Source organism: Halomonas sp. V046, from assembly GCF_052645355.1.
Genome location: NZ_JBQXYF010000006.1, coordinates 262,314 through 283,836, shown reverse-complemented (window position 1 = coordinate 283,836; position 21,523 = coordinate 262,314). Strand labels below are relative to the sequence as shown.

15 protein-coding genes and 4 tRNA genes are annotated in these 21,523 nt (G+C 64.0%); 8 read left to right on the top strand and 11 right to left on the bottom strand.

The genetic code is table 11. The features are described from left to right. Window positions 1–70 precede the first annotated feature (70 nt). Entirely contained in the window at window positions 71–1,027 is a 957-nt protein-coding gene (locus ACUN9Y_RS10415; RefSeq protein ID WP_445460634.1) for a MurR/RpiR family transcriptional regulator, read from the bottom strand. A gap of 180 nt (window positions 1,028–1,207) precedes the next feature. On the opposite strand from ACUN9Y_RS10415, the gene ACUN9Y_RS10410 reads away from it, so the two are divergent. From ACUN9Y_RS10410 to ACUN9Y_RS10400, 3 genes are all read left to right on the top strand, one after another. Then, window positions 1,208–2,533 (top strand): aspartate aminotransferase family protein, encoded by a 1,326-nt coding sequence (locus ACUN9Y_RS10410; protein ID WP_445460633.1) that lies wholly within the window; start codon window positions 1,208–1,210, stop codon window positions 2,531–2,533. Between the two features lie 58 nt (window positions 2,534–2,591). Further along, a complete protein-coding gene (locus ACUN9Y_RS10405; protein ID WP_445460632.1) occupies window positions 2,592–3,149 on the top strand; it encodes a carboxymuconolactone decarboxylase family protein in 558 nt (185 codons plus the stop codon). 195 nt (window positions 3,150–3,344) lie between these two features. After that, on the top strand, window positions 3,345–5,381 hold the full coding sequence (locus ACUN9Y_RS10400) for an SLC13 family permease (RefSeq protein WP_445460631.1): 2,037 nt from the start codon (window positions 3,345–3,347) through the stop codon (window positions 5,379–5,381). A gap of 228 nt (window positions 5,382–5,609) precedes the next feature. Here ACUN9Y_RS10400 and ACUN9Y_RS10395 read toward each other — a convergent pair whose 3' ends face one another. The 4 genes from ACUN9Y_RS10395 to betI all read right to left on the bottom strand — a co-directional run bounded on the left by ACUN9Y_RS10395 (window position 5,610) and on the right by betI (window position 12,591). Next, window positions 5,610–8,060, bottom strand: a complete 2,451-nt coding sequence (locus tag ACUN9Y_RS10395; RefSeq protein WP_445460630.1) for an acyl-CoA dehydrogenase — start codon at window positions 8,058–8,060, stop codon at window positions 5,610–5,612. 409 nt (window positions 8,061–8,469) lie between these two features. Next, entirely contained in the window at window positions 8,470–10,188 is a 1,719-nt protein-coding gene (gene betA / locus ACUN9Y_RS10390; protein ID WP_445460629.1) for a choline dehydrogenase, read from the bottom strand. A 259-nt stretch (window positions 10,189–10,447) separates the two neighbouring features. Then, window positions 10,448–11,917 (bottom strand): betaine-aldehyde dehydrogenase, encoded by a 1,470-nt coding sequence (betB, locus tag ACUN9Y_RS10385; RefSeq protein WP_445460628.1) that lies wholly within the window; start codon window positions 11,915–11,917, stop codon window positions 10,448–10,450. Between the two features lie 80 nt (window positions 11,918–11,997). Then, window positions 11,998–12,591, bottom strand: a complete 594-nt coding sequence (betI, locus tag ACUN9Y_RS10380; RefSeq protein ID WP_445460627.1) for a transcriptional regulator BetI — start codon at window positions 12,589–12,591, stop codon at window positions 11,998–12,000. Between the two features lie 487 nt (window positions 12,592–13,078). On the opposite strand from betI, the gene ACUN9Y_RS10375 reads away from it, so the two are divergent. From ACUN9Y_RS10375 to ACUN9Y_RS10355, 5 genes are all read left to right on the top strand, one after another. Further along, on the top strand, window positions 13,079–14,059 hold the full coding sequence (locus ACUN9Y_RS10375; protein ID WP_445460626.1) for a choline ABC transporter substrate-binding protein: 981 nt from the start codon (window positions 13,079–13,081) through the stop codon (window positions 14,057–14,059). Between the two features lie 189 nt (window positions 14,060–14,248). Beyond that, window positions 14,249–14,325, top strand: a tRNA-Met gene (locus ACUN9Y_RS10370). A gap of 444 nt (window positions 14,326–14,769) precedes the next feature. Beyond that, window positions 14,770–14,845 (top strand) — tRNA-Asn (locus ACUN9Y_RS10365). A 67-nt stretch (window positions 14,846–14,912) separates the two neighbouring features. Next, window positions 14,913–14,988 (top strand) — tRNA-Asn (locus tag ACUN9Y_RS10360). Between the two features lie 41 nt (window positions 14,989–15,029). Then, window positions 15,030–15,105, top strand: a tRNA-Asn gene (locus tag ACUN9Y_RS10355). A 171-nt stretch (window positions 15,106–15,276) separates the two neighbouring features. Here the strand turns inward: ACUN9Y_RS10355 and ACUN9Y_RS10350 are convergent. The 6 genes from ACUN9Y_RS10350 to ACUN9Y_RS10325 all read right to left on the bottom strand — a co-directional run bounded on the left by ACUN9Y_RS10350 (window position 15,277) and on the right by ACUN9Y_RS10325 (window position 21,415). Continuing rightward, entirely contained in the window at window positions 15,277–15,672 is a 396-nt protein-coding gene (locus ACUN9Y_RS10350) for a hypothetical protein (protein WP_445460625.1), read from the bottom strand. Window positions 15,673–15,762: 90 nt separating this feature from the next. Beyond that, on the bottom strand, window positions 15,763–16,845 hold the full coding sequence (locus tag ACUN9Y_RS10345) for a hypothetical protein (RefSeq protein ID WP_445460624.1): 1,083 nt from the start codon (window positions 16,843–16,845) through the stop codon (window positions 15,763–15,765). A gap of 358 nt (window positions 16,846–17,203) precedes the next feature. Further along, the gene (locus tag ACUN9Y_RS10340) at window positions 17,204–17,992 is read right to left on the bottom strand and encodes a hypothetical protein (RefSeq protein ID WP_445460623.1); all 789 of its coding nucleotides are present in this window, start codon (window positions 17,990–17,992) and stop codon (window positions 17,204–17,206) included. A 205-nt stretch (window positions 17,993–18,197) separates the two neighbouring features. Beyond that, window positions 18,198–19,700, bottom strand: coding sequence for a tripartite tricarboxylate transporter permease (locus tag ACUN9Y_RS10335; RefSeq protein ID WP_445460622.1), 1,503 nt, complete (start codon window positions 19,698–19,700; stop codon window positions 18,198–18,200). Between the two features lie 55 nt (window positions 19,701–19,755). Continuing rightward, window positions 19,756–20,295, bottom strand: coding sequence for a tripartite tricarboxylate transporter TctB family protein (locus tag ACUN9Y_RS10330; RefSeq protein WP_445460621.1), 540 nt, complete (start codon window positions 20,293–20,295; stop codon window positions 19,756–19,758). Between the two features lie 121 nt (window positions 20,296–20,416). Next, window positions 20,417–21,415, bottom strand: a complete 999-nt coding sequence (locus ACUN9Y_RS10325) for a tripartite tricarboxylate transporter substrate binding protein (RefSeq protein WP_445460620.1) — start codon at window positions 21,413–21,415, stop codon at window positions 20,417–20,419. Between the last annotated feature and the right edge of the window lie 108 nt (window positions 21,416–21,523).

Sequence of the window (21,523 nt, the reverse complement as noted above, 5' to 3'; positions counted from 1 at the left end):
TATGCCTGCACAACATGCCCATGAAACTGCCCGCCAATCGGCGGGCAGTTTCATGACGAGGGCGGCGTTTCTAGAGCGCTGCGCCGAGCTCCTGGATCAGTGTTTCGCGGTGCTTCAGCGCACGCATGCCTTCGTCGCCCAGGGTGTCGGCGACCTCGGTCAACAGCCCCTGGGCCAGCAGCAGGAAGGCACACATGCTGTTGGAGTAGAACAGACTGTCGCTTGGCACATAGAAGGCGTCGGTGGCGACCTGGGCCAAGGGCGAGTGCTCGCCGTCGGTAAGGGCGATGACAATGATGCCGTGACGGGCGGCGATCTTGGCCGTCTCGATCACGCTGGCGGTGTAGGGAAAACAGCTGGCGGCCAGCAGTACGTCACCGCGGTCGAGGCTCGCCAGTCCGTCGGCCACGCCTTGATGGCCGGCGTCGAGTTCGCCGACATCAGCACGCAGCATGCCAAGGCCATAGGCCAGGAACTGGGCCAAGCAAGCAAATTGACGCTGGCCATGAATCCGGACCCTGCGTGAGGTGGCCAGGCGGCGTGCGCAGCGGACATAGACCTCGGGATCGATACGTTCGACCAGTCCCGCGAAGTTGGCGCTTTCCTGGCGTCCCAGACGGGCCAGTCTCGATAGCTGCTGTCGCTGTTCGCCCTGCTCGCCCTGTTGGTTCAGGGGCCGGTCGTCGCTCAGGCGCGCCGCCAGGTCGCTATAGAAGTGTTGCCCGCCTTCGGTGATTTCGCGGCGAAAGACCGCCTGGAGTTCGGCAAACCCCGCGAAGCCGAGCCGCTGGGCGAGGCGGGTCAGGGTGGATGCGTTGACGCCGACACGGGCGGCCAGATCGCTGATCGAGGTGACGGCACTCTGCTGCGGGGTTTCGATCAGGGTGGCAAGAACGTGCTGTGAACGCTTGCCGAGCCGCACCGTGCCGGTGCCCGCCTGAATGTCCGCGAGCCGCCGTTTCAAGGCCGCCAGCGTAGGCACGTCGGTGTCGGGCGGGGACGCAGAAGGGGCAGGGGATAGGGGCATGACAGCGGTTCCTGAGGGGGCGAGCCGGGTGGTGGTGGCGTGAGCCGGGATCGACGATGTCGGGGCAGCCATAGTGCCATTTCTTGTCGATCCATTGTCGCAATAATAATTGCAAAAATAGTAAATGCATTTAAACTTTGCAATAGTTGCGTCCTCTTCCCCGTTCTTCCGGAGCCCCGCATGAGCCGCGTCTTCCATCGTCATCTCACGCATGCCTATCCCACCGCCGTGGCCGGCGACGGTCCTTACCTGATCGATGCCGAGGGCAAACGGTACCTGGATGCCTGCGGCGGTGCCGCGGTGTCGTGTCTGGGACACAGCGATGACGCGGTGCGCGAGGCCATTACCGAGCAGGCCGCGAGGATGGCCTATGCCCATAGCGCGTTCTTTACCTCGGAGCCGATGGAGCGACTCGCCGATTTCCTGGTGGAAAGGGCTCCGGCCGGGCTCGAGTCGGTGTATTTCGTCTCCGGCGGGTCCGAGGCCGTGGAAGCGGCACTGAAGATGGCACGTCAGTACTTTCTCGAGGTCGGGGAGCCGGCTCGGCGCCATGTCATCGCCAGGCGCCAGAGCTATCACGGCAACACGCTCGGCGCCCTGGCGACCGGCGGCAACGCCTGGCGACGCCGTCCCTTCGAGCCACTGCTGATGGAGGTGTCCCACGTCAGTCCCTGCTACGCCTATCGCGGCCAGCGGGCGGACGAAACGCCAATGGCCTATGGCGAGCGCCTGGCCGCGGAGCTCGACGCTCAGATCCAGCGCCTTGGGCCGCAGACGGTGATGGCGTTTGTCGCCGAACCGGTGGTCGGTGCCACCCTCGGCGCCGTGGCGGCGGTGCCGGGCTATTTCCGCCGGGTACGCGAGATCTGCGATCGTTACCGCATCCTGTTGATACTCGATGAGGTGATGTGTGGCATGGGCCGCACCGGGAGTCTGTTCGCCGCGGAGCAGGAGGGCATCAACGCCGATCTGATCACCGTGGCCAAGGGCCTGGGCGGCGGCTATCAGCCGATCGGGGCGACCCTGGTTAGCGGTCGCATTCGCGATGCCATCGCCGCGGGCTCAGGGGCCTTTCAGCACGGCCACACCTACATCGGTCATGCCACTGCCTGCGCGGCGGCGCTGGCCGTGCAGCAGGCGGTGGAGTCTCGCGGCCTGCTGTCACGGGTCAGCACCTTGGGCGACGGCCTCGAGCAGCGTCTGAGGGCGCGCTTCGGCGGCCATGCTCATGTCGGGGACATCCGCGGTCGTGGGCTGTTCTGGGGCTTGGAGCTGGTCGCGGATCGCGACACCAAGACGCCTTTTGCCCCCGAGCTTCGTGTCAATGCGCGGCTCAAGGATGCCGCCATGGAGGCAGGGCTGATGTGCTATCCCGCCGGCGGCACCCACGATGGACGCAGCGGTGACCACGTACTTCTGGCCCCGCCGTATATCCTGGCGCCGGAGCATCTGGACGAGATCGTCGATAAGCTTGAGGACGCGCTGGAGGCGACGCTGGCGGTGTGACGACGCCCGGTAGCCGCCAGCACGCTGCGCTATCCATCCCACGCTAAAAGGACCCATCATGGCGATTCACTCCCGCCTCACGCCCCTTGATGACGCCACCATGAGCGACGCTCAGCGTCGGGTGCTCGAGGCCATTCTGGCTGGCCCCAGGGGCAACCTCGATGGCCCCTTTCTGGCCTGGGTGCATAGCCCCAAGCTTGCCGATCATGCCCAGCGGCTGGGGGCCTTCTGTCGCTACGAGACGGCACTGCCGCTGCGCCTGACCGAACTCGCCATACTGGCCACGGCGGCCTGGTGGCATAGCCAGGCGGAATGGCAAATCCATGCGCCCATCGCGCGGGAGGCAGGCGTCTCGACGGCGGTGATTGAGGCGCTGCGGGCGGGCAGGGAGCCACCCTTCGAGGCCGACGACGAGGCACTGGTCTATCGCCTGAGCCAGGCGTTGTACGAGACTCGCCGCGTCGATGAGGCGCTCTACCAGGAAGCCGTTGCCGCCTTTGGTGAGGTCGCCGTGGTCGAGTTGGTGGGTGTGCTTGGCTACTACGCGCTGGTCGCCATGACCCTGAACGTGTTCGAGGTACGTCGCGGTGACGGCGACTTGCCTTTTCCCGAGTAATGGCATGTATCGGCCCAGCGCATTGCTTGAGGTTGTCCCGGTGCTCCTCAAGGCGCTCTTCACGGGGTTCTCGACGCCGCTGGGCAAGCGGGCGCCTCCCGTGCGATCCTCCAAAATAGAGTGTTACTGATACAGCAATAGCCGATGAGCATGAGCTCCCTCGGCTCGTGACGGCGTCCATTTGGAGGGACGAGCATGGCCGACAGTCATCTGGTCTTCGTGTTGCTGGCGCTGACCCTGATCGCCTTCGTCTGGGGTCGCTGGCGTTTCGATGTCGTCGCATTGGCGTCGCTGTTGGCCGCGGTCTTGCTGGGATTGGTGCCCTCCGATGAGGCCTTCTCAGGCTTCGGACACCCGGCGGTGATCACCGTGGCGGCGGTGCTGGTGCTGTCGCGGGGGTTCGAGCTTGCCGGCGTGGTCGACGTGATTGCGGTCCAGGTGCTCAAGGTGGGCGACCGCTTGCTCTATCAGCTCTGTGCCCTGGTCGGGCTGGTGGTGGTGCTGTCGGGCTTCATGAATAACGTCGGTGCCTTGGCGTTGCTGCTGCCGGTCGCCATGCGCATGGCGAAGGAGCACAACACCTCGCCGTCGGTGTTGTTGATGCCGTTGGCCTTCGGCTCCCTGCTTGGCGGCTTGACCACGCTGATCGGCACCCCTCCCAATATCATCATCTCGAGCTATCGAGCATCGATATCCGGCGAGCGCTTCGCCATGTTCGATTTCCTGCCGGTGGGCGGCGCCGTGGCGCTGGTGGGATTTGCCTTTATCGTGGTGCTGGGCTGGCGTCTGGTGCCACGCCGAGCCGGCAAGGCCAGCCTCGATGATATGTTCGACACCGCCAACTACCTGGTCGAGGTGAGCGTCGGCGAGGGCGCCAAGGCGATCGGCTGGTCGCTGGCACGGTTTCAGCGCAAGCTCGACAACAGCGTGCCGGTGCTGGCCGTGGTCCGAGGCGAGCAGCGCTACGCCGGCCATGCGTTTTACGGCGTGCTGCGCGAAGGCGATATCCTGCTGCTGGAAGCGGGACCGGAAGAAATGGCGATGCTGGAGGACAAGGCCGGGCTGCGGGTTGGCCTGGCCCCCAGCGAGCCAGAACGGGTAGACGATGATGAGGCATCGGCGTCCCATGACTCGAACGGCGCCATCGGTGCCGGCAGCGACGATGACGCGGCGGCGTCACGCGCTGGCGAGAGTGCTGGTGAGGGCGCTGGCGAGAGTCCCGCGGTGAAGGGTGACGATGCCACGCAGCGAGCTCGCCACCTGGCCGCGCGAGCCAAGGGCCTGGTCGAGCGCGATGAGCGCGATGCCGAGCAGCAACAGGCGCTGGAGCAGACCCGCAAGGCCACTCGCGATGACAGCGGCAAGGTCGACACCGAAGGGCTTCACCTGATCGAAGCGGTGGTGCGAACCGATGCCCTGCTGGTCGGACGTACCGCCGTGGAGCTGCGCCTGCATCACCAGTATGGCCTGCACCTGATCGCCGTCGCCCGGGATGGCAGCCGCCTGCGCCAGCGGCTGCACGAGATCCGCTTTCGCGCCGGCGATGTATTGCTGCTGCAAGGTGACGCCGACGAACTCGGCGAGAGTCTGGCGATGCTCGGTTGCCTGCCCCTGGCGCGGCGCAACCTGAACTTGGGTCAACCGCGTCGTCTGGCGGCGTCGCTGGCCATCTTCGGCCTGGCCATTGCCGCCATGCTGCTCGATTGGCTGCCGGCCTCGGTGGCGCTGGCGCTGGCGGCGCTCGTCACCCTGGTGCTTGGCATGATGCCACTGCGAGAGGCCTACCGCGCCATCGATGGCCCGGTGCTGGTGCTGCTCGCGGCGATGATTCCGGTAGGGCAGTCGCTCGAGACCAGCGGCGGGGCGAAGCTCGTGGCCGATGCCCTCCTGACGCTGGGAAGCCAGTGGCCGCCGATGGCGATGCTGGCCGGGCTGTTTGTGTGCTGCACGCTGCTGTCCAACGTGATCAACAATGCGGCGGCGGCGCTGCTGATGGCGCCGATCGCCGCGAGTCTCGCCAAGGGGTTCGATGTCGCCCTGGATCCCTTTCTGATGGTCGTGGCGGTCAGTGCCTCCTGCGCCTTTCTGACCCCTATCGGGCACCAATCCAACACCCTGGTGATGGGGCCGGCGGGCTATCGCTTCGGCGACTATTGGCGACTGGGCCTGCCGCTGACCCTGGTCGCCATGGTGGTGACGGTGCCCCTGGTGATGTGGGTCTGGCCCTTGTGAGCGTCGGTCCCGTAACCGTAACCGTAACCGTAACCGTAACCGTAACCGTAACCGTAACCGTAACCGTAACCGTAACCGTAACCGTAACCGAAGCCGCAACCGCAACCTGAAGCTCGAAGCGTGTCGATGTCGCCGAGGGCGAAGGAAGGTCTTCGGGGCCGCCACCCGCCGTAATAAAAACCCCGGCCATGGCCGGGGAGTTGATGCTTACCTTACCTGTCGATCGGCTTAGGCGATGACGTCGTGCTGGGTGGCCTTGTCCTTGTCGGTGACGAAGGCATCGAAGGCGAAGTCGTCCACCGTCAGCATGTCGAGTACCTCGGCCTCGCGCTTGCGCATGAAGTCCGCGTCGTCGGTGCTGATCAACTCGGCGGCCAGTGCGGCTTCCAGGCGTTCCTCCGGGTGTAGTGCCTGGATCGGCAGCTTGCCCTTGGCGTAGGCCTTGTTGATCTGGCGATACAGCACCTCGGCGCGCTCCTGGGTCTCGAGCAGGGCGTTGTAGCGGGCCAGGGGGTTGTCCTGAACGCCGTCGTTGGTGTCCCAGGTGCCCTGGAGCATCTTGTGGCGCAGGGCGCTGTCGTTGGATACCTTGGCCGCGATGGCACGAGACAGATCGTCGTGGGGGCGTGCCCAGCGGCGTCCGGTGGGCATGGCCACGAGCTTGAGCGTCTTGCCCACGGCGCGACTCGGCAGGTTGTCGAAGACCTCGATGAAGGCTTGTTCGGCGCGGTTCAACAAAAAGCGACAGGAGTAGCTCATGAGCTCCGCTTCGCCCTCGACCTTGTCGCCCTCGTGCCACTGCTTGAGCACCATGCTGACCAGATAGAGGTTGGAGAGGATGTCGCCGAGCCGTGCCGAGAGCATCTCGCGCTGCTTGAGCTTGGAGCCGAGGCTCGCCATGGCGGCGTCGGCGCACAGGCTGAAGGCCGACGACAGGCGCGTCACGTCCTTGGCGAAGGGTGCGGCGACCTCATCGAAGGGCACCTGGGGCGTGCCGATGCCGAGGCCCAGGGAGAAGGCGCGCGCGGCATTGCCGAAGATCAGGCCGATATGGCCGTAGAACGCCTTGTCGAAGGCCTTGGCATCGTCGGCATCCTTGGCGGCGAGTTCTGGCAGCACATACGGGTGGCAGCGAATGGCGCCCTGGCCGAAGACCATCAGGTTGCGGGTCATGATGTTGGCGCCTTCCACGGTAATCGCCACCGGGTTGGCGCTGTAGCCGATGCCGAGGTAGTTGCGCGGGCCGAGGGTGACGGCCTTGCCGCCATGGATGTCCATGGCATCGGCGAGGATATCGCGCTGGAACTCGGTGAGCTGGCTCTTGAGGATCGTCGAGGGCACCGCCGGCGACTCGCCGTGATCGATGGTGTTGGCGGTCTGGTAGACCGCCGCCTGGGCGATGTAGGCCTTGGCGGTCAACCGCGCCAGGGGCTCCTGAACGCCTTCCATCTCGGCGACCGGCACATTGAACTGGCGGCGCACTCGGGCGAAGCCGCCGGCCCAGCCGATGGCGTAGCGACCGGTGCCGGTGGCACCGGAAGGCAGCGTGATGCAGCGACCGACCGACAGGCACTCGACCAGCATGCGCCAGCCTTCCCCGGCCATTTCGTGACCGCCGATGATGGTGTCGAGAGGGACGAAGACGTTATCGCCCTTGATCGGGCCATTCATGAATGGGCTACCGATCGGGTGGTGGCGGCGACCGATCTCCATGCCCTTCGTGTCGCGGGGCACCAGGGCGCAGGTGATGCCGCGATCTTCCTCGTCGCTGAGCAGGTGGTCGGGGTCGAACATGCGAAAGGCAAGGCCAACCACGGTGGCAACCGGTGCCAGGGTGATCCAGCGCTTGTTGAAGGTCAGGCACAGGCCGAGGACCTCTTCGCCGTCGATCTCGCGTTTGCACACGATGCCGACGTCGGGGATCGAGGTGGCATCGGAACCGGCGCGGGGGCCGGTCAGGCCGAAGCAGGGAATCTCGCGGCCATCGGCCAGGCGCGGCAGATAGTGATCCTTCTGCTCCTGGGTGCCGTACTTGAGCAGCAATTCCCCCGGGCCTAGCGAATTGGGCACGCCGACGGTGGACATCAGGGTCTCGTTGACCGCGAGTTTCTGCAGCACCGCCGACTGGGCCTTGGCCGAGAAGCCGAGGCCGCCGTACTGCTTGGGAATGATCATGCCGAAGAAGCGTTCCTTCTTCAGGTAGTCCCACAGTTCACCGGGCAGGTCGGCGCGCTCGCGGGCGACGTCCCAGGCGTTGCACATGCCGGTGGCGACGCTGCACTGGTGATCGATGAAGGCGCGCTCTTCTTCACTGAGGCCCGTGTCGTTGAAGCGCATTAGTTGTTGCCAATCGGGGCGACCGGAAAACAGCTCGCCGTCCCAGGCCACGCTGCCGGCCTCGAGCGCGGTGCGCTCGGTCTCGGAGACTTTTGGCGCCATGCGTTTGAACATGGCGAACAGCCGCGGTGACAGCCAGGCGCCGCGCAGGGCAGGCAGGCCGCAGGCGGCGATAATGGCCGCGATGATCAACAGCAGCACGCCGGTGAACTCGGCGTCGAGCACCAGGCCGACGATGCCGAGCACACCCGGTACGGCCAGGGCGGGCAGGGCGCCGGCCTCGCGGCGGGCGACGGCGATGAGGCCGACGACCGTGAGCACCAGCAGAAGCAAGCTGAGCATGGCGTTCTCCTTGAACACGATATGAGGCAAAAGCCTAGGTTGGGACGATGCGTTTCATCTAGCGTTTCATCGAGCGGGGCATTCTTTGTTGGCTGTGTTGGCTCTGTTGACTCCGCCGTCCCGGTTGGCCCTGCCGCCCCTGCGCTGTGCGAGGGAACGACGTTGCACGGTCGAAGAGCCGTGATGCGCGAAATGAAACAACTGTTTGAATGGTTGCAGACTAGCCCATCGTTTGGCAAGCGGCCACCGCTATCCGCCAAGGCTTCCACCAAGGTCGAATATAGAAGACTCTCATCGGCACAAAAAGGCCCCACGAGGGTCGTGGGGCCGAGAAGGGTACGTCGAGAACGTGCCGGGGTGTCGCTCGCATCAGCCACGCAGGGCGGTGGGGCGGAGCGGATTCACCGGTTTAGCGGTGGGCGTCGTCGAGCCGACGCTCGGGCGGCCGCTGGGCGGCCGCACCATTGGCGACGTAATAGGCTGCGGCGCTCGGTGCCAGGGTGTCGCGGCCGCGAATCTTGTCGGCCATGCGCTCGGCGAGCATGATCGTCGGGGCGTTGAGGTTGCCCGTGGGGATCACCGGGAACAAGGAAGCATCCACGACCCTGAGGCCCTCGACGCCGTGGACGCGGCCGGCGCCATCGACCACGCAGTCGTCCGAGTCGCCCATGCGGCAGGTGCCGCAGGGGTGATAGGCGGTTTCGGCGTGCTCGCGGACAAAGGCGTCGAGCTCGGCGTCGGTCTTGACGCCGTCGCCGGGGGAGACTTCACGGCCGCGAAACTCATCCATGGCGGGCTGGGCGATGATCTCCCGGGTCAGGCGGATGGCATCGCGAAACTCCTGCCAGTCCTTGTCGGTGGACATGTAGTTGAACAGGATCGACGGTGCTACCTTCGGGTCCCGGGAGGTCAGACGAACGCGTCCCTCGCTTTGCGAGCGCATGGAGCCGACGTGGGCCTGGAAGCCGTGGGCCTGCACCGCGCTCTTGCCGTTGTAGCTGATGGCGATGGGCAGGAAGTGGTATTGCAGGTTGGGCCAGGCTTCGTCGTCGTGGGAGCGGATGAAGCCGGCGGCCTCGAACTGATTGCTGGCGCCCACGCCGGCGCCGAAAAACAGCCACTCGGCGCCGATCTTCGGTTGGTTGTACCACTTGAGCGCCGGATATAGCGAGATCGGTTTCTTGCACTCGTACTGAATGTACATCTCCAGGTGATCCTGGAGGTGGGCCCCGACGTTGGCGTTGACCTGGACCGCCTCGATGCCGAGTTCGTCGAGGACTTCCTTGGGTCCGATACCGGAGCGCTGCAGGATCTGTGGTGAGGCGATGGCGCCGCCACACAGCAGCACTTCACGGCGAACCCGCACCTCCTGGGTCTGGCCCTTTTGCTGGTAGCGCACGCCGACGGCACGCTTGCCCTCGAAGGTGATCACGTCGGTGGTGGCGCGGGTCTCGATCGTCAGGTTGTCGCGGTTCTTGGCTTGATCCAGATAGCCCCGCGCGGTGGAGGCGCGACGGCCCTTGGGCGTGACGAAGCGGTCCATGGGGCCGAAGCCTTCCTGCTGATAGCCGTTGACGTCTTCGGTGGCCGGGTAGCCGGCCTGCTGACCGGCCTCGATAAAGGCGTGGTAGAGCGGGTTGTTGCCTGGTTTGGGGGTGGTCACGCTGACCGGGCCGTCGTCGCCATGGTAGTCGTTGGCGCCAATATCCCGGGTCTCGGACTTGCGAAAATACGGCAGGCAGTTGGCATAGGTCCAGTCAGCGAGGCCGTCGCGCCGGGCCCAGTTGTCGTAGTCCAGGGCGTTGCCGCGGATGTAGCACATGCCGTTGATCAGCGAGGAGCCGCCGAGGCCCTTGCCGCGACCGCATTCCATGCGCCGGCCATCCATGTGTGGTTCGGGGTCGGTCTCGAAGGCCCAGTTATAGCGCTTGCCCTGCAGCGGATAGGCGAGCGCCGCGGGCATCTGGGTGCGAAAGTCGAAGCGATGATCGCGGCCGCCGGCCTCGAGGAGCAGGACGCTGACGCTGGCGTTCTCGGTGAGTCGGGTCGCCAGCACGTTGCCGGCAGAGCCGGCACCGATGATGACGTAATCGAATTCGCGGGACGCGGGGGTCGTGGACTGGGTCATGCAAGGCCTCCCTGGAGAAGGAATCTGGAGAGTCGCTGTGGGCTTGGCGGGGCCAGAGCCGCAGACAGCGCCGAAAGCAGCGCCTGAGATCGTGTCGACAGCCGGTTTTGAGACTGCGCTTGAGACAGTGCCGCAGACAGCGCAAAGGTGGGCAGCAGCGGGGCAACCAAGGCGCGCACCGGTGCGGCGGAGCCGGTGCGGGACGCGCCCCCACGGGCTTGGCCTGTGACCAATGCTCGTGGGGGCGGGTCGTCACGGTTTAGAACACCGACTCGAAGGGGCCCATTTCGATCTGCACCGACTTGGTTTGGGTGTAGTGGGCCAGGGTCTCGATGCCGTTCTCGCGACCGACGCCGGACTGCTTGTAACCGCCCACCGGCATTTCGGCGGGGGACTCGCCCCAGGTGTTGACCCAGCAGATGCCGGCTTCCAGACGGTGAATCATGCGATGGGCACGGTTCAGGCTCTCGGTAAAGACACCCGCGGCCAGGCCATAGGTGGTGGCGTTGGCGCGTTGGAGCACTTCCTCGTCGCTGTCGAAGCCGAGAATCGACATCACCGGGCCGAAGATCTCTTCCTGCACGATGCGCATGTCGTCGCGGCAGTCGGTGAAGACCGTCGGAGCGGCCCAGGCACCCTTGGCCCAGTCACCCTGATCCCAGGCATCGCCGCCGGCGAGCACCCGGGCGCCTTCCTGCTTGCCGATGGCCAGGTAGGACACCACCTTCTGCTGGTGCTCGAAGCTCACCAGCGGACCGAAATTGACCTCGGGGTCCATGGGGTCGCCGGCCTTGATGCGAGCGACACGCTCGGCAATGCGCGTTTCAAAATCTGCCCTGACGGCGTTGTCGACGAACACCCGGGTGCCGTTGGTGCAGATCTGACCGCTGGAGTAGAAGTTGGCCATCATGGCGGCGTCGGCGGCGCGGTCGAGATCGGCGTCGGCACAGACGATCAGCGGCGACTTGCCGCCGAGCTCCATGGTCACGTCCTTGAGGCTCGACGCGGCCGCCGCGGACATGACCTTCTTGCCGGTTTCGACCTCGCCGGTGAAGGATACCTTGGCGATATGCGGATGCCCGGTGATGGCCTGACCTACCGCTGCCTCGCCCTGGACGACGTTGAACACGCCGTCGGGCAGCCCCGCCTCGGTAAAGACCTCGGCCAGGATCAGTGTGGTCAGCGGCGTGACTTCGCTCGGCTTGAATACCACCGCGTTGCCGGCGGCGAGCGCCGGGGCCGACTTCCAGCAGGCGATCTGGATCGGGTAGTTCCAGGCGCCGATGGAACCGATCACGCCCAGCGGCTCACGGCGGGTATACACGAAGCTGTCTTCGCGCAGGGGAAACTGACTGCCTTCGATGGCGGCGGCGAGCCCGGCGTAGTATTCGAGCACGTCGGCGCCGGTGACGATATCCACCGCCGAGGTCTCGCTGAACGGCTTGCCGGTATTGAGGGTTTCGAGCCTGGCGATCTCGTCGTTGCGGCTACGCAGTAGCGCCACGGCGCGATTGAGGATGCGGCCGCGCTCCATGCCGGACATGGCGGCCCACACCTTCTGGCCACGCTGGGCCGAGGCCACGGCGACATCGACGTCGGCGGCGCTGGCCACCTGGACGTCGGCCAGGTGGCTGCCGTCGTAGGGGTTGGTCACGGCAAAGGTCTCGCCGGAGGTGGCGGACTGGCGGCGGCCGTCGATGTATAGCGTCTGGAGTTCGAGAAGTGCCATGGCATCCTCCTGTCGGTAGGGCGTGGCGTCGTTGAGCGACGCGGCTTACGTTCTTTGCGACGTGAAATGGCGGGAGACGGCTAGGGAGCGGTTTCCGCCAACAGTCGATCGAGATACTCGCGGGCCAGGCGACGCGCTTCGACGGCATCGAGGCCCGCCGGGGTGAGGGCGCCGCGCAGCCACAGGCCATCGATCATGGCGGCCATGCCCTGGGCGGCTCGGCGGGCGTCGTCGCGGGGCATCAGGCGGCGGAACTGGTAGCACAGGTTGGCAAACAGTCGACGATCGTTGACCTGCTGGAGGCGCTGCAGGTCACGCTTGTGCACAGAGTTCGACCAGAAGGCGAGCCAGGTCCCGGCGGCGCGCTCATTGATCTGGGACGAGTCGAAGTTGCCATCGATGATCGCCTCCATGTGTGCTCGAGGAGTGTCTTCAGAAATCGCCTTGCGCCTCGCGGCCACGGCGGTGCCGAGATCCTTGAGAATCTGGCGCATGGTCGCCTCGAGTAGACCATCCTTGCCGCCGAAGTAGTGGCTGATGATGCCCGCTGACACGCCGGCGTGGCGGGCGATGCGCACCACCGTGGCATCGGCAAGACCGACCTCGTTGATCGCCGACATGGTGGCCTGGATCAACTGCTGACGACGGATGGGCTCCATTCCTACCTTGGGCACTGCTGCGCTCCTTTTTCTCAGCGGGCTTTCTGTTCTTGGCCAACTCTTGACCAGTCCTCGACCAGCTCGTGTTCAGCCGTCGCTAGCGTAGGCCAGGGCCGGCATAAGCGCCGGCATGAGCGCCGGCCTGGGCCGGCATGAGCGTTGGCCTGGGCCGGCATGAGTGTTGGCCTGGGCATCGGTAGGCCTCGAGTGCCCGCAAACAGGGCGTTAGCGCTGTCGTGGATCTTACCGCGTTTATGTCCAGGCCTTGCGATGGTGGCGCCTGGCGTGGTTAGGATAGAGGCAGTATGACTTTTATTGATTGGACGTTCAATCAAAAGTTGACGGCCTCAACGCCGACATGGTGATTGGCCGGCCATACTCAACCAGAGGACTCGTATCGGCACATGTTGTAGCGATGCGGGTAGGCGGGTTCCGGCGGCGAGCGCTGTTCTGCGCGGCCGGTGCCTGCTGCCATCTCGGACCACCTACAAGAGGACTCCCCATGTCGACGCTCCTGACGTCTCCCCTGAAGACGCCTGCCCGCCACGCCCTGACCCTGCTGACGGCGACCCTGGCAGGCGCTGCTTCCACCGCTGCACTGGCCGCCGACGACAGTTGCCAGCCGGTGCGTTTTGCCGAGGTCGGCTGGACCGATATCACCGCGACCACCGCCCTGACGACGGAAATGCTCAAGGCGATGGGGTATGAGACCCGCATCGATACGGTATCGGTGCCGATCGCCTATTCCGGGATGAAGAACGGCGACTTCGATGTCTTTCTCGGCAATTGGATGCCGTCGATGGCATCGCTCAGCGATCCTTACGTCGAGAAGGGGGAGGTGGATCGGCTCGGGGCTAACCTTGAAGGCGCCAAGTACACCTTGGCGGTGCCGCAATATGTCCATGACGCTGGGGTGACGTCTGTCGCCGATCTCGCCGAGCATGCCGAGCGGTTCGACAGTGAACTTCATGGCATCGAAGCGGGTAACGATGGCAACGAGTTGATTCAGCAGATGATCGACGACGACGCCTTCGGCCTGGGCGACTGGTCGCTGGTCGACTCGAGCGAGGCGGGAATGCTGGCCGAGCTGCGGGCCAGAACGCCGGATCAGACCTGGATGGTATTCCTCGGGTGGGAGCCGCATCCGATGAACACCAACTTTGACATGGCCTACCTCGAGGGGGCCGACGACTACTTCGGGCCCGACCTCGGGGGGGCGACGGTCTACACCAACACCCGCGCCGGCTATGTCGAGGATTGCCCGAACGTGGGCAAAATGCTGAATAATCTAAGTTTTACCCTGGAGCTTGAGAACCAGCTGATGGCGACCATCATGGACGATGGCGTGGCCCCTGATCAGGCCGCGCGTGACTACCTCCAGGCCAACCCGGAGCTTCTGGATGCCTGGCTCGACGGCGTCGAGACCGCGGGGGGCGAGCCGGCGGCAGGAGCGGTGAAGGCCGAGCTGGGTGTAGAGGGGTAACGCCGCCGCGTTGCCTGCTCCCGTCCCGGCAGGATACGCCAGGATGTGACGGAGGCCGGTGCACTAAAAAAGTCGGGGCCTGGGTTGCCAAGTTCCTGAGATGTGTGCATAATTCTCCACCGTTGGCACGGCAAGCGTCGGATTTTCTTGGCCTTGCTGGCCCGGCCGTCACATAAGTCAACGGCAAATGGCTACGTAGCTCAGCTGGTTAGAGCACATCACTCATAATGATGGGGTCCCCTGTTCAAATCAGGGCGTAGCCACCAGAATACGCAAAATGCCCGTCGGCTCGCCGACGGGCATTTTCGTGTGTGCCAGTCACGGCGCTATCCACCATGGCTGGTGCTGGGTGCTGGGTGCTGGGTGCTGGGTGCTGGGTGCTGGGGGTGTAATGGCGGACTTGTGCTCCAGCGTTACCCTCGTTGGGCGGTGTCGACACCGGTTCGGGGCCCCGGCTGCCTTGCCGGTGCCTGTGCAGGATGGCGGGGCGGCAGAGTGAGCGGCAGTCCGGGCGTTGGAGCTCGGTCGGCCCATGCCGGCGTGGTGCGGCGGTGCCTGCGGTGTTCCCGGGTCGTCGGCATGAAACGCGAAGACGCCCAAGTCATCAGGGCTTTCAGCGAGTTAGCCCAGGCACACCGAGGGGACTTGAGCGCAATCAGGCTTGACGTTTTCGAGGCGATCCGTATACTACGCCCCGTGCTTGAGGCGATTCCCCGATAGCTCAGTTGGTAGAGCAAATGACTGTTAATCATTGGGTCACAGGTTCGAGTCCTGTTCGGGGAGCCAGTTTCATCGTGTGATGCGAGCCGTATCACGCCCGGTCCCGCATCTAGCACCGACAATTCAAGATCATTCCCCGATAGCTCAGTTGGTAGAGCAAATGACTGTTAATCATTGGGTCACAGGTTCGAGTCCTGTTCGGGGAGCCATCTTGTCCATGAATTGTCGCTGATCCGTTGCACATCGTCGTTCCCCGATAGCTCAGTTGGTAGAGCAAATGACTGTTAATCATTGGGTCACAGGTTCGAGTCCTGTTCGGGGAGCCAGTGTGTTGCGCTAACGCTTATCCCTTCATGGGATTTTTTTTCGCCTTGAAAAAAGTCCCGGTGGTGCGAGCAATATCCGGCGGTAAGGGAAAGCCGAATCCATGTGATGTCTTCGTCCTTCCCCTTGGTTTTACATCCGTTCGGATATCATCCCTGAGTGTAGGACTATCGCTAGGCCAGGCAACGCAGCATCTCTACGAGAAGCTCCTCCAAGTTGCCGCCATCGATAGCGCTGTTGTCGTAATGTAAGCAAAAGTTTGCAAGCCGCCTGGCTCTTGCATGATCCGTTACGAACCACTCAGTTCCAGCCACGGAGTGGCAGGTGCTCGCCGCATGGTTGGCGATTTCCTGTTTCAGGATGGTGCCGAGTTTTGCCTCCAACTCGTCAATAAAGACACCGCAGACGCCGACATCCGGGTTGTGTGAGGTGTAGCCGTTTCGGATGTCCAGCCGGTTGGGCTGGGTCGTATCTCCGAATTTGAAGTAGTTAAAGTGCGCGTTGTCTGGAGACATGATGTAGGTGTCGAGATCTACGCCAGGGGTCACTATCAGGTAGGTATATTTCATGTTGGTGTCCTCATGATTCTGGGTGGGTCGGTCAAGCCTGTGTTGATCGAATAGGAATGTTGGCGGTCTGGTGTGATGGCGGATACTTGGTTACTCACTAGCCTTGTCGGTGTCGTCCAGGGTCTTGCCCTTGATGCCAAACTTGGCCGACGTCGTCACCACCGCGGTCTTCTCTCCCTTGGGAATCACGCCGATGGTTGCGGGGGATGCCTGGGTGCCGGAGGCGGTGAAGGTGATTTCCCCGTCGCTCCAGGTGTCGACCTTGAGCACGCCCTTGCCGTCACTGAACGCCAGCGTCCCTTCGGGCATCGGCAGGAAGGCGCCACGCAGGTGGTAGGTGTCGCCCGGTGTGAGCGCATCTCCGTCCGTCAATTCCTTGTCGTTGTCGAACACTCCGGTGATCGTCGGCGTTTGTGATACCAGTCCCTTGAGCCAATTGATCAGTTCCAGGTAGTTGGGGTCTGACTGCACCGAGTCGAGATCTCCGGCGTACTCGTGGATGAACGACGGCGTGACGAACAGATAGGTATCCTTGTGCAGCGTCCACTGGCTGGTATGCCGCTCGGCCTTGAAGCACGGGCCGGCCTTGATGTTGGCGCTGTTCTCACGGCAGTCGGCGTAGACCACGATGGCGCTGACGATAGGCATGCCGAGCAGGTATTCGCAGACGAAGACGATATTGCCCACCTTGCTCTCCGATGAACTCGTGCTCTCCGAGATGCGCAGCCCCTCCTTGCCGATAGAGGCGATCATGGCGCTGGCAAAGCCAAGCTCCCCGGCACCCGTCGCGAGGCCCAGCAGCGACTCCAGGAGCTCCTTGCTAAAGTCCATGCCGAAACTCTGTGTCGAATACGCCACGTCCTCCTCGGTGACATGGACAAAGAGACCTGATCCACCAATGACGTCCTCAAGGGCGTGGTAGTTGTAGAGCGAGTAGGGTTTTTTTGTTGCGGGGTTGATGGTGGTGGTAATGGCGCGAGTCATCCCGGCGAAAAACACCGAGACTTCGGCGAACACCTTCTGCACGGACTCCTTCATTGGCTGGGAGGCGTCCAGTGTGCTGGCCATCATGATGTTGCCGGTCTCGTTGAAGATGTAGTACTTGTTTGCCTCGATATTATGCGGGTTCTTTACGGCAGGTTTCAGCGGGGTGGTGGTCGGTGTGTGGGACATGTTGTGATCCTCCGGGTCGGATTTTCCAGTGAGAGAGCGAAGTGTTCCGCCAGAAGGAGTGTCGCCAAGCTCGGAGCCGGCGTCAGGATCATCGTGGTATCAGTCGGTCTAAAGACGGGGAAATGCGGACGATAGCAGTATCACCCTGGTGTCAGGGAGCGGGGATGGGATGAGATGTTTCCATCGTCGCCAAGGTGCGAAAAGGACACGGTGAGATACCGTCATGCCAAGCGCCAGGGTGGGGGAACTCGGCGGCGGGTGATTCGTAATATGAATGGGGCAGAGAGGCTTGAGCGAGCTGTCGGCCGGGCTCGGTGGTGAGCCCGGCGCGGGGTGGCGGCGCGGTCAGTAGGGCGCGCTAGTATGCTGTGGTTGGCGGCAAGTGGTCCGGCTCGGTGAGCACTTCCTTGAGCCATTCGACCATCTTGCCATGTCGCGATGTGGCGTGCCCCGCCGCCTGGAAATGGGTGGCGTGTCGCGGCGAAGGCGGTAGCACAAAGAGATAGGTGCTCTTGTGTAGCCGCCAGCGGGTGGGGTGTGGGTCGTTTCTCAGACAAGGATGGGAGCGGATCGCGTTGTTGTTGTAGCGCCAGTCGGCGGAAAACAGGACGGCGCTGACCACCGGCATGCCGAGCAGTTCTGCGCAGATGAACATCAGGTGGCCTACCCGGGTTTGCGAAGGGTGCGCCCGTTGTGCGATGCGCCGGCTTTCCTCGGCGATGGCGGTCAGCAGGCGGTCGGCGAACGCAAGGTCGGCGGTGTTGCAGGGCAGATCTAGCAGCGACTCCAGCAGCGTGCGGTTGAACTGGGCGCCGACGTTGTCGGTGTCGTGGCGGATGTCCTCATCGGTCAGTCGAACGAAAAGCTGCGAGGCGTGAGTGATGCGTTCAAGGGCTTGGTAGTTGTACGGCGAGTAGGGGGCGGCGGTGAGAGGGTCCTGGGTGCTGGTGATCGCTTGATTCATCGCGGTAACGAATGCGCAGGCCTCGGCGAAGGCATCCTGCAGCGACGCTTGGGCGGCGGGATCGGCGTTCAAGGGGCGCGACAGCATGAGCTGGCCGTCGTGGCTGAAGACGTAGTCGGATGCCGCCTCCGTCTCCTGGGTGTGCCTTGCCACGGGCGTTCTTCGTCGGGTAAGCACTGGCATGTTCCTGACCTCCTTGAGTCACGGCGAGCCGTTGGGTGAGCCGTTGGGTGAGATCAGGAAGTGTTGTCGAGAGCCGTGGTTGCGTCAGGATCATCCCGGGATCAGTTGGGCGTTGGGTCGACGGCAGCAGCCGCACCAGTCTCGAGATGGTTCTCGAAAGTCGTCGTCGAACGTGGTGCGGCCAGGATGAGGGCCCGACGCGCGGTCAGGATGTTTCGGTGGCACTAGCGGCCTTGCGGCGCGCGCGCTTGCGCAGCGGCACGATGATCGCAGTGGCCAGCAGCAGACAGGAGATGGCAATCAACGAGGCGCTGATGGGGCGGGTAAAGAAGATCGACAGGTCGCCCTGGGACATCGACAGCGCGCGGCGCAGCTCGCTCTCGGCGATGGGCCCGAGGACCAGGCCAAGAATGATCGAGACCAGAGGGAACTTGATCTTCTCGAGTAAAAAGCCCAATACGCCGAAGCCGAGCATCAGCCAGACGTCGAACATCGAGTTGCGTACCGAGTAGGTGCCGACGATACAGCACATGATGATGATCGGGCCCAGGGCCGAATACGGGACGTTGAGCAGTCTGGTGAACATCGCGATGAAGGGTTTGGAGAACAGCAGAATCATGAAGTTGACGATGAAGAGACCGGCGAAGACGGCGTAGATCAGGTCGCTGGAGGTCAGCATGAACATCGGCCCAGGCTGCAGGCCGTGCATGATGAAGGCGCCAAGGATGATGGCCGTGGTGCCGCTACCGGGAATGCCGAGAGCGAAAAGCGGCACCAGTGCGCCCATGGCGGCGGCGTTATTGGCCGCTTCCGGCGCCGCGATGCCTTCCGGCGCGCCCTTGCCGAACTGTTCGGGGTGTTTGGACCAGCGCACCGTCTCGCTATAGCTGACCATGGCCGCGGTGCTGGCTCCGATGCCGGGCAGAATGCCGATGATCACCCCGAGCAGAGACGAACGGGTCAGGGTCACGCCGATCTTGCGCATGATGGGCACATCGAAGATCTTGATCTTGACCCGGGTCAGCGGCTGATGCACGTCGTGGCCGAGGGCGCGTTTCATGACCTCGGAGACGGCAAACAGGCCCACGATGACAGGAATGAGACCAACCCCCTCGGCCAGATTGAGGTTGCCGAAGGTGTAGCGACTGGTGCCGGTCAGCGGGTCGATGCCAATGGTCGCGAGGAGCAACCCGAGGGTGGCGCCGATCAGGCCGTAGATCAACTTGCCACCGAGCGAGGCCACCACGGTCAGGCCGAGCAGTGCCAGGGCGAAGTACTCTGGCGAGGAAAACTTCAACGCCACCGACGCCAGCATCGGCGTGAAGACGATCAGCGCGATGGTGCCGACCAGCCCGCCGATGGCGGAGCTTAGCACGCCGATGCCAAGTGCCTTTCCGGCGAGTCCTTGCTGGGTCATGGGGTAGCCGTCGAAGGCAGTCATTACCGCCTCGGGAGTGCCGGGAGCGCGGTAGAGAATGGCAGTGATCAGGCCCGAGAAGACCGTTGAGCCATAGATCGCGGTCAGCAGCATGAAGGCGGCGGTGGGCTCCATGCCGTAGGTGACGGGGAGCAGGATTACGACCAGGATGACGCCGCTGATGCCTGGCAGGGCGCCGCCGATGAAGCCGATGAAGACGGCCGAGGTGAGGATCAGCAGATTCATGGGCTGGAGCACCACGGCCAGCCCGCTGAGGAAACTTTCTAACATCGTCAACTCCGAAGGACGCTGGGCGCGCAGAAGTCAGGGGTGGTTGGGGTCGCCGTCATGGCAAGGGAATGCCGAGCAGGTAGGCGAATACGCCTTGTATCATCAGGCCGGCGACGGCCAGGGTGATGACGATCGCGCCCCAGTGCCGAGCGCCGAGTAGCCAGGTGGCAACGAGCGCGAAGGCGAGGGTGGCGATCAGATACCCGGTCACCGGCATCAGCAGCGTGTACGCCAGGGTGATGGCCATCAGCCACCAGTGGCGAGTCGCCGCCCATCCGCTGGGTTCGGCATTGGCGTCTGCAACCGTCGCCGCGCCGCGGTCTGTGTCTGGCGCAGGGCTCGGTGGCAGGTCGGCATCGACGGTGTCTTGCCGTGCGGGCGCTGCGTCGGCGGTGTCCCGACGGGCCTGGCGCAGGTTGGTCGCCAGCAGCAAGCCGCCAAGGCCGAGCAGGATGATCAGTAGCATCAGTGGCCATAGGCGCGGGCCGATGAACGTCGAGACGTCCTCGGAGCTTGGGAACTGCAGGGTAGGCACCAGCGCCCCTAATGCCAGCAGCAGGATGGCGATGGCGAAGAGCGAAACCTTGGCGTGCATGGTCGGGCCCGATGGTCGGTGGCGCGCCTGGTGTCGAGCAGGCCAGGCGTGCGATGACAGGAATGATCCGGCTGGGCAGTGTCAAGGCGTGTCCGGCCGGATCAGGAGGCTAGGGCGTGGTTCAGGTGTTCTCGAGCAGACGCTTGTAGAGCTCGTAGTTCTCTTCGAGCTTCTCGCGGTAAGCGTCGCTGCCGAGCCAGCCTTCGCGATAGTGGAGGTTCACCTTCTCTTCATAGCTCTGGTAGGCATCGGAGTCGTAGACTTCCTTGAGGGCCGCTTCCAGCCGGTCGACGATCGCCGCCGGGGTGTCGGCATTGACGAAGATGCCGCGCTCGTTGCCGTCGGTCAGGTCCCAGCCGTTCTCCACGGTGGTGGGAATATCGGGGAAGTTCTCCAGGCGCTCGTCGGCAAATACCATGATCGGCATCATCGCGCCGGATTCCATATAGCTCAGTGCCGAACTGATCTCGCCGAACAGGCCGTCGATGTTGCCGCCCATCACGTTGGCGGCCACGCTGCCTTCTTCGTCATAGGGAATGAAGTTGATGTCGAGTCCAGAGGCTTCCTGGAAGGAGAGGAAGGCCATGCGGTCGGGGCTCGCCGCGTGGGTGCCGCCGATGATGACCTCGCCGGGATTTTCCTTGGCGTGGGTGAGGAAGGACTCGAGATCGGGGTACTTCTCGGGATTGACGATCAGCGTCATGACATCCGACTGAAAGCGAGCCACCGGCGTCAGTTCGTCCAGCCCGGTGGGGTTCTGCCCGGCGGCGAGGGAGGTCACCAGGGTCGAGGAGGCAAAGTCCAGGGTGTGGCCATCGGCGTCGCTGTTGGCGGTGCGCTGATGGGCGATCGCGCCGGAAGCGGACGGTAGGTTGATGACGGTGACCCGGGTATCCAGCGTCTCTTCGAGCATCGGCTTGACGGTGCGGGCGAAGTTGTCGGTGCCGCCGCCGGCGCCGGCGGCAACAAGAAACTGCAGAGGCTTCGAGGGATAGTCGGCGGCGTCGCCTGCGGCAGTGGCCGATGCGTTCCACATCAGGGCGATGCCGAGGGTGCCGAGCGTCAGCAGCGAGCCTTTGGTCACGATGGCACTGGCGGTGAGGGAGGGCTTCTGGAACATGACGTTCTCCTGGGAGTGTTGTTATGGCTGCACGATGGTTCTGGTGGATCTTGCTTCGGACGAGCCCGGTGTCGCGAGCTCGTGGTGTGCCGTCGGGAAAATGGTCTC

Bases quoted from the DNA above. Each gene is read 5' to 3' on its own strand.
- ACUN9Y_RS10415 (WP_445460634.1), bottom strand. From the start codon at position 1,027: ATGCCCCTATCCCCTGCCCCTTCTGCGTCCCCGCCCGACACCGACGTG.
- betB (WP_445460628.1), bottom strand. From the start codon at position 11,917: ATGGCACTTCTCGAACTCCAGACGCTATACATCGACGGCCGCCGCCAG.
- ACUN9Y_RS10375 (WP_445460626.1), top strand. From the start codon at position 13,079: ATGTCGACGCTCCTGACGTCTCCCCTGAAGACGCCTGCCCGCCACGCC.
- ACUN9Y_RS10345 (WP_445460624.1), bottom strand. From the start codon at position 16,845: ATGTCCCACACACCGACCACCACCCCGCTGAAACCTGCCGTAAAGAAC.
- ACUN9Y_RS10405 (WP_445460632.1), top strand. From the start codon at position 2,592: ATGGCGATTCACTCCCGCCTCACGCCCCTTGATGACGCCACCATGAGC.
- ACUN9Y_RS10410 (WP_445460633.1), top strand. From the start codon at position 1,208: ATGAGCCGCGTCTTCCATCGTCATCTCACGCATGCCTATCCCACCGCC.
- ACUN9Y_RS10350 (WP_445460625.1), bottom strand. From the start codon at position 15,672: ATGAAATATACCTACCTGATAGTGACCCCTGGCGTAGATCTCGACACC.
- ACUN9Y_RS10330 (WP_445460621.1), bottom strand. From the start codon at position 20,295: ATGCACGCCAAGGTTTCGCTCTTCGCCATCGCCATCCTGCTGCTGGCA.
- ACUN9Y_RS10400 (WP_445460631.1), top strand. From the start codon at position 3,345: ATGGCCGACAGTCATCTGGTCTTCGTGTTGCTGGCGCTGACCCTGATC.
- ACUN9Y_RS10340 (WP_445460623.1), bottom strand. From the start codon at position 17,992: ATGCCAGTGCTTACCCGACGAAGAACGCCCGTGGCAAGGCACACCCAG.
- ACUN9Y_RS10335 (WP_445460622.1), bottom strand. From the start codon at position 19,700: ATGTTAGAAAGTTTCCTCAGCGGGCTGGCCGTGGTGCTCCAGCCCATG.
- ACUN9Y_RS10395 (WP_445460630.1), bottom strand. From the start codon at position 8,060: ATGCTCAGCTTGCTTCTGCTGGTGCTCACGGTCGTCGGCCTCATCGCC.
- betA (WP_445460629.1), bottom strand. From the start codon at position 10,188: ATGACCCAGTCCACGACCCCCGCGTCCCGCGAATTCGATTACGTCATC.
- ACUN9Y_RS10325 (WP_445460620.1), bottom strand. From the start codon at position 21,415: ATGTTCCAGAAGCCCTCCCTCACCGCCAGTGCCATCGTGACCAAAGGC.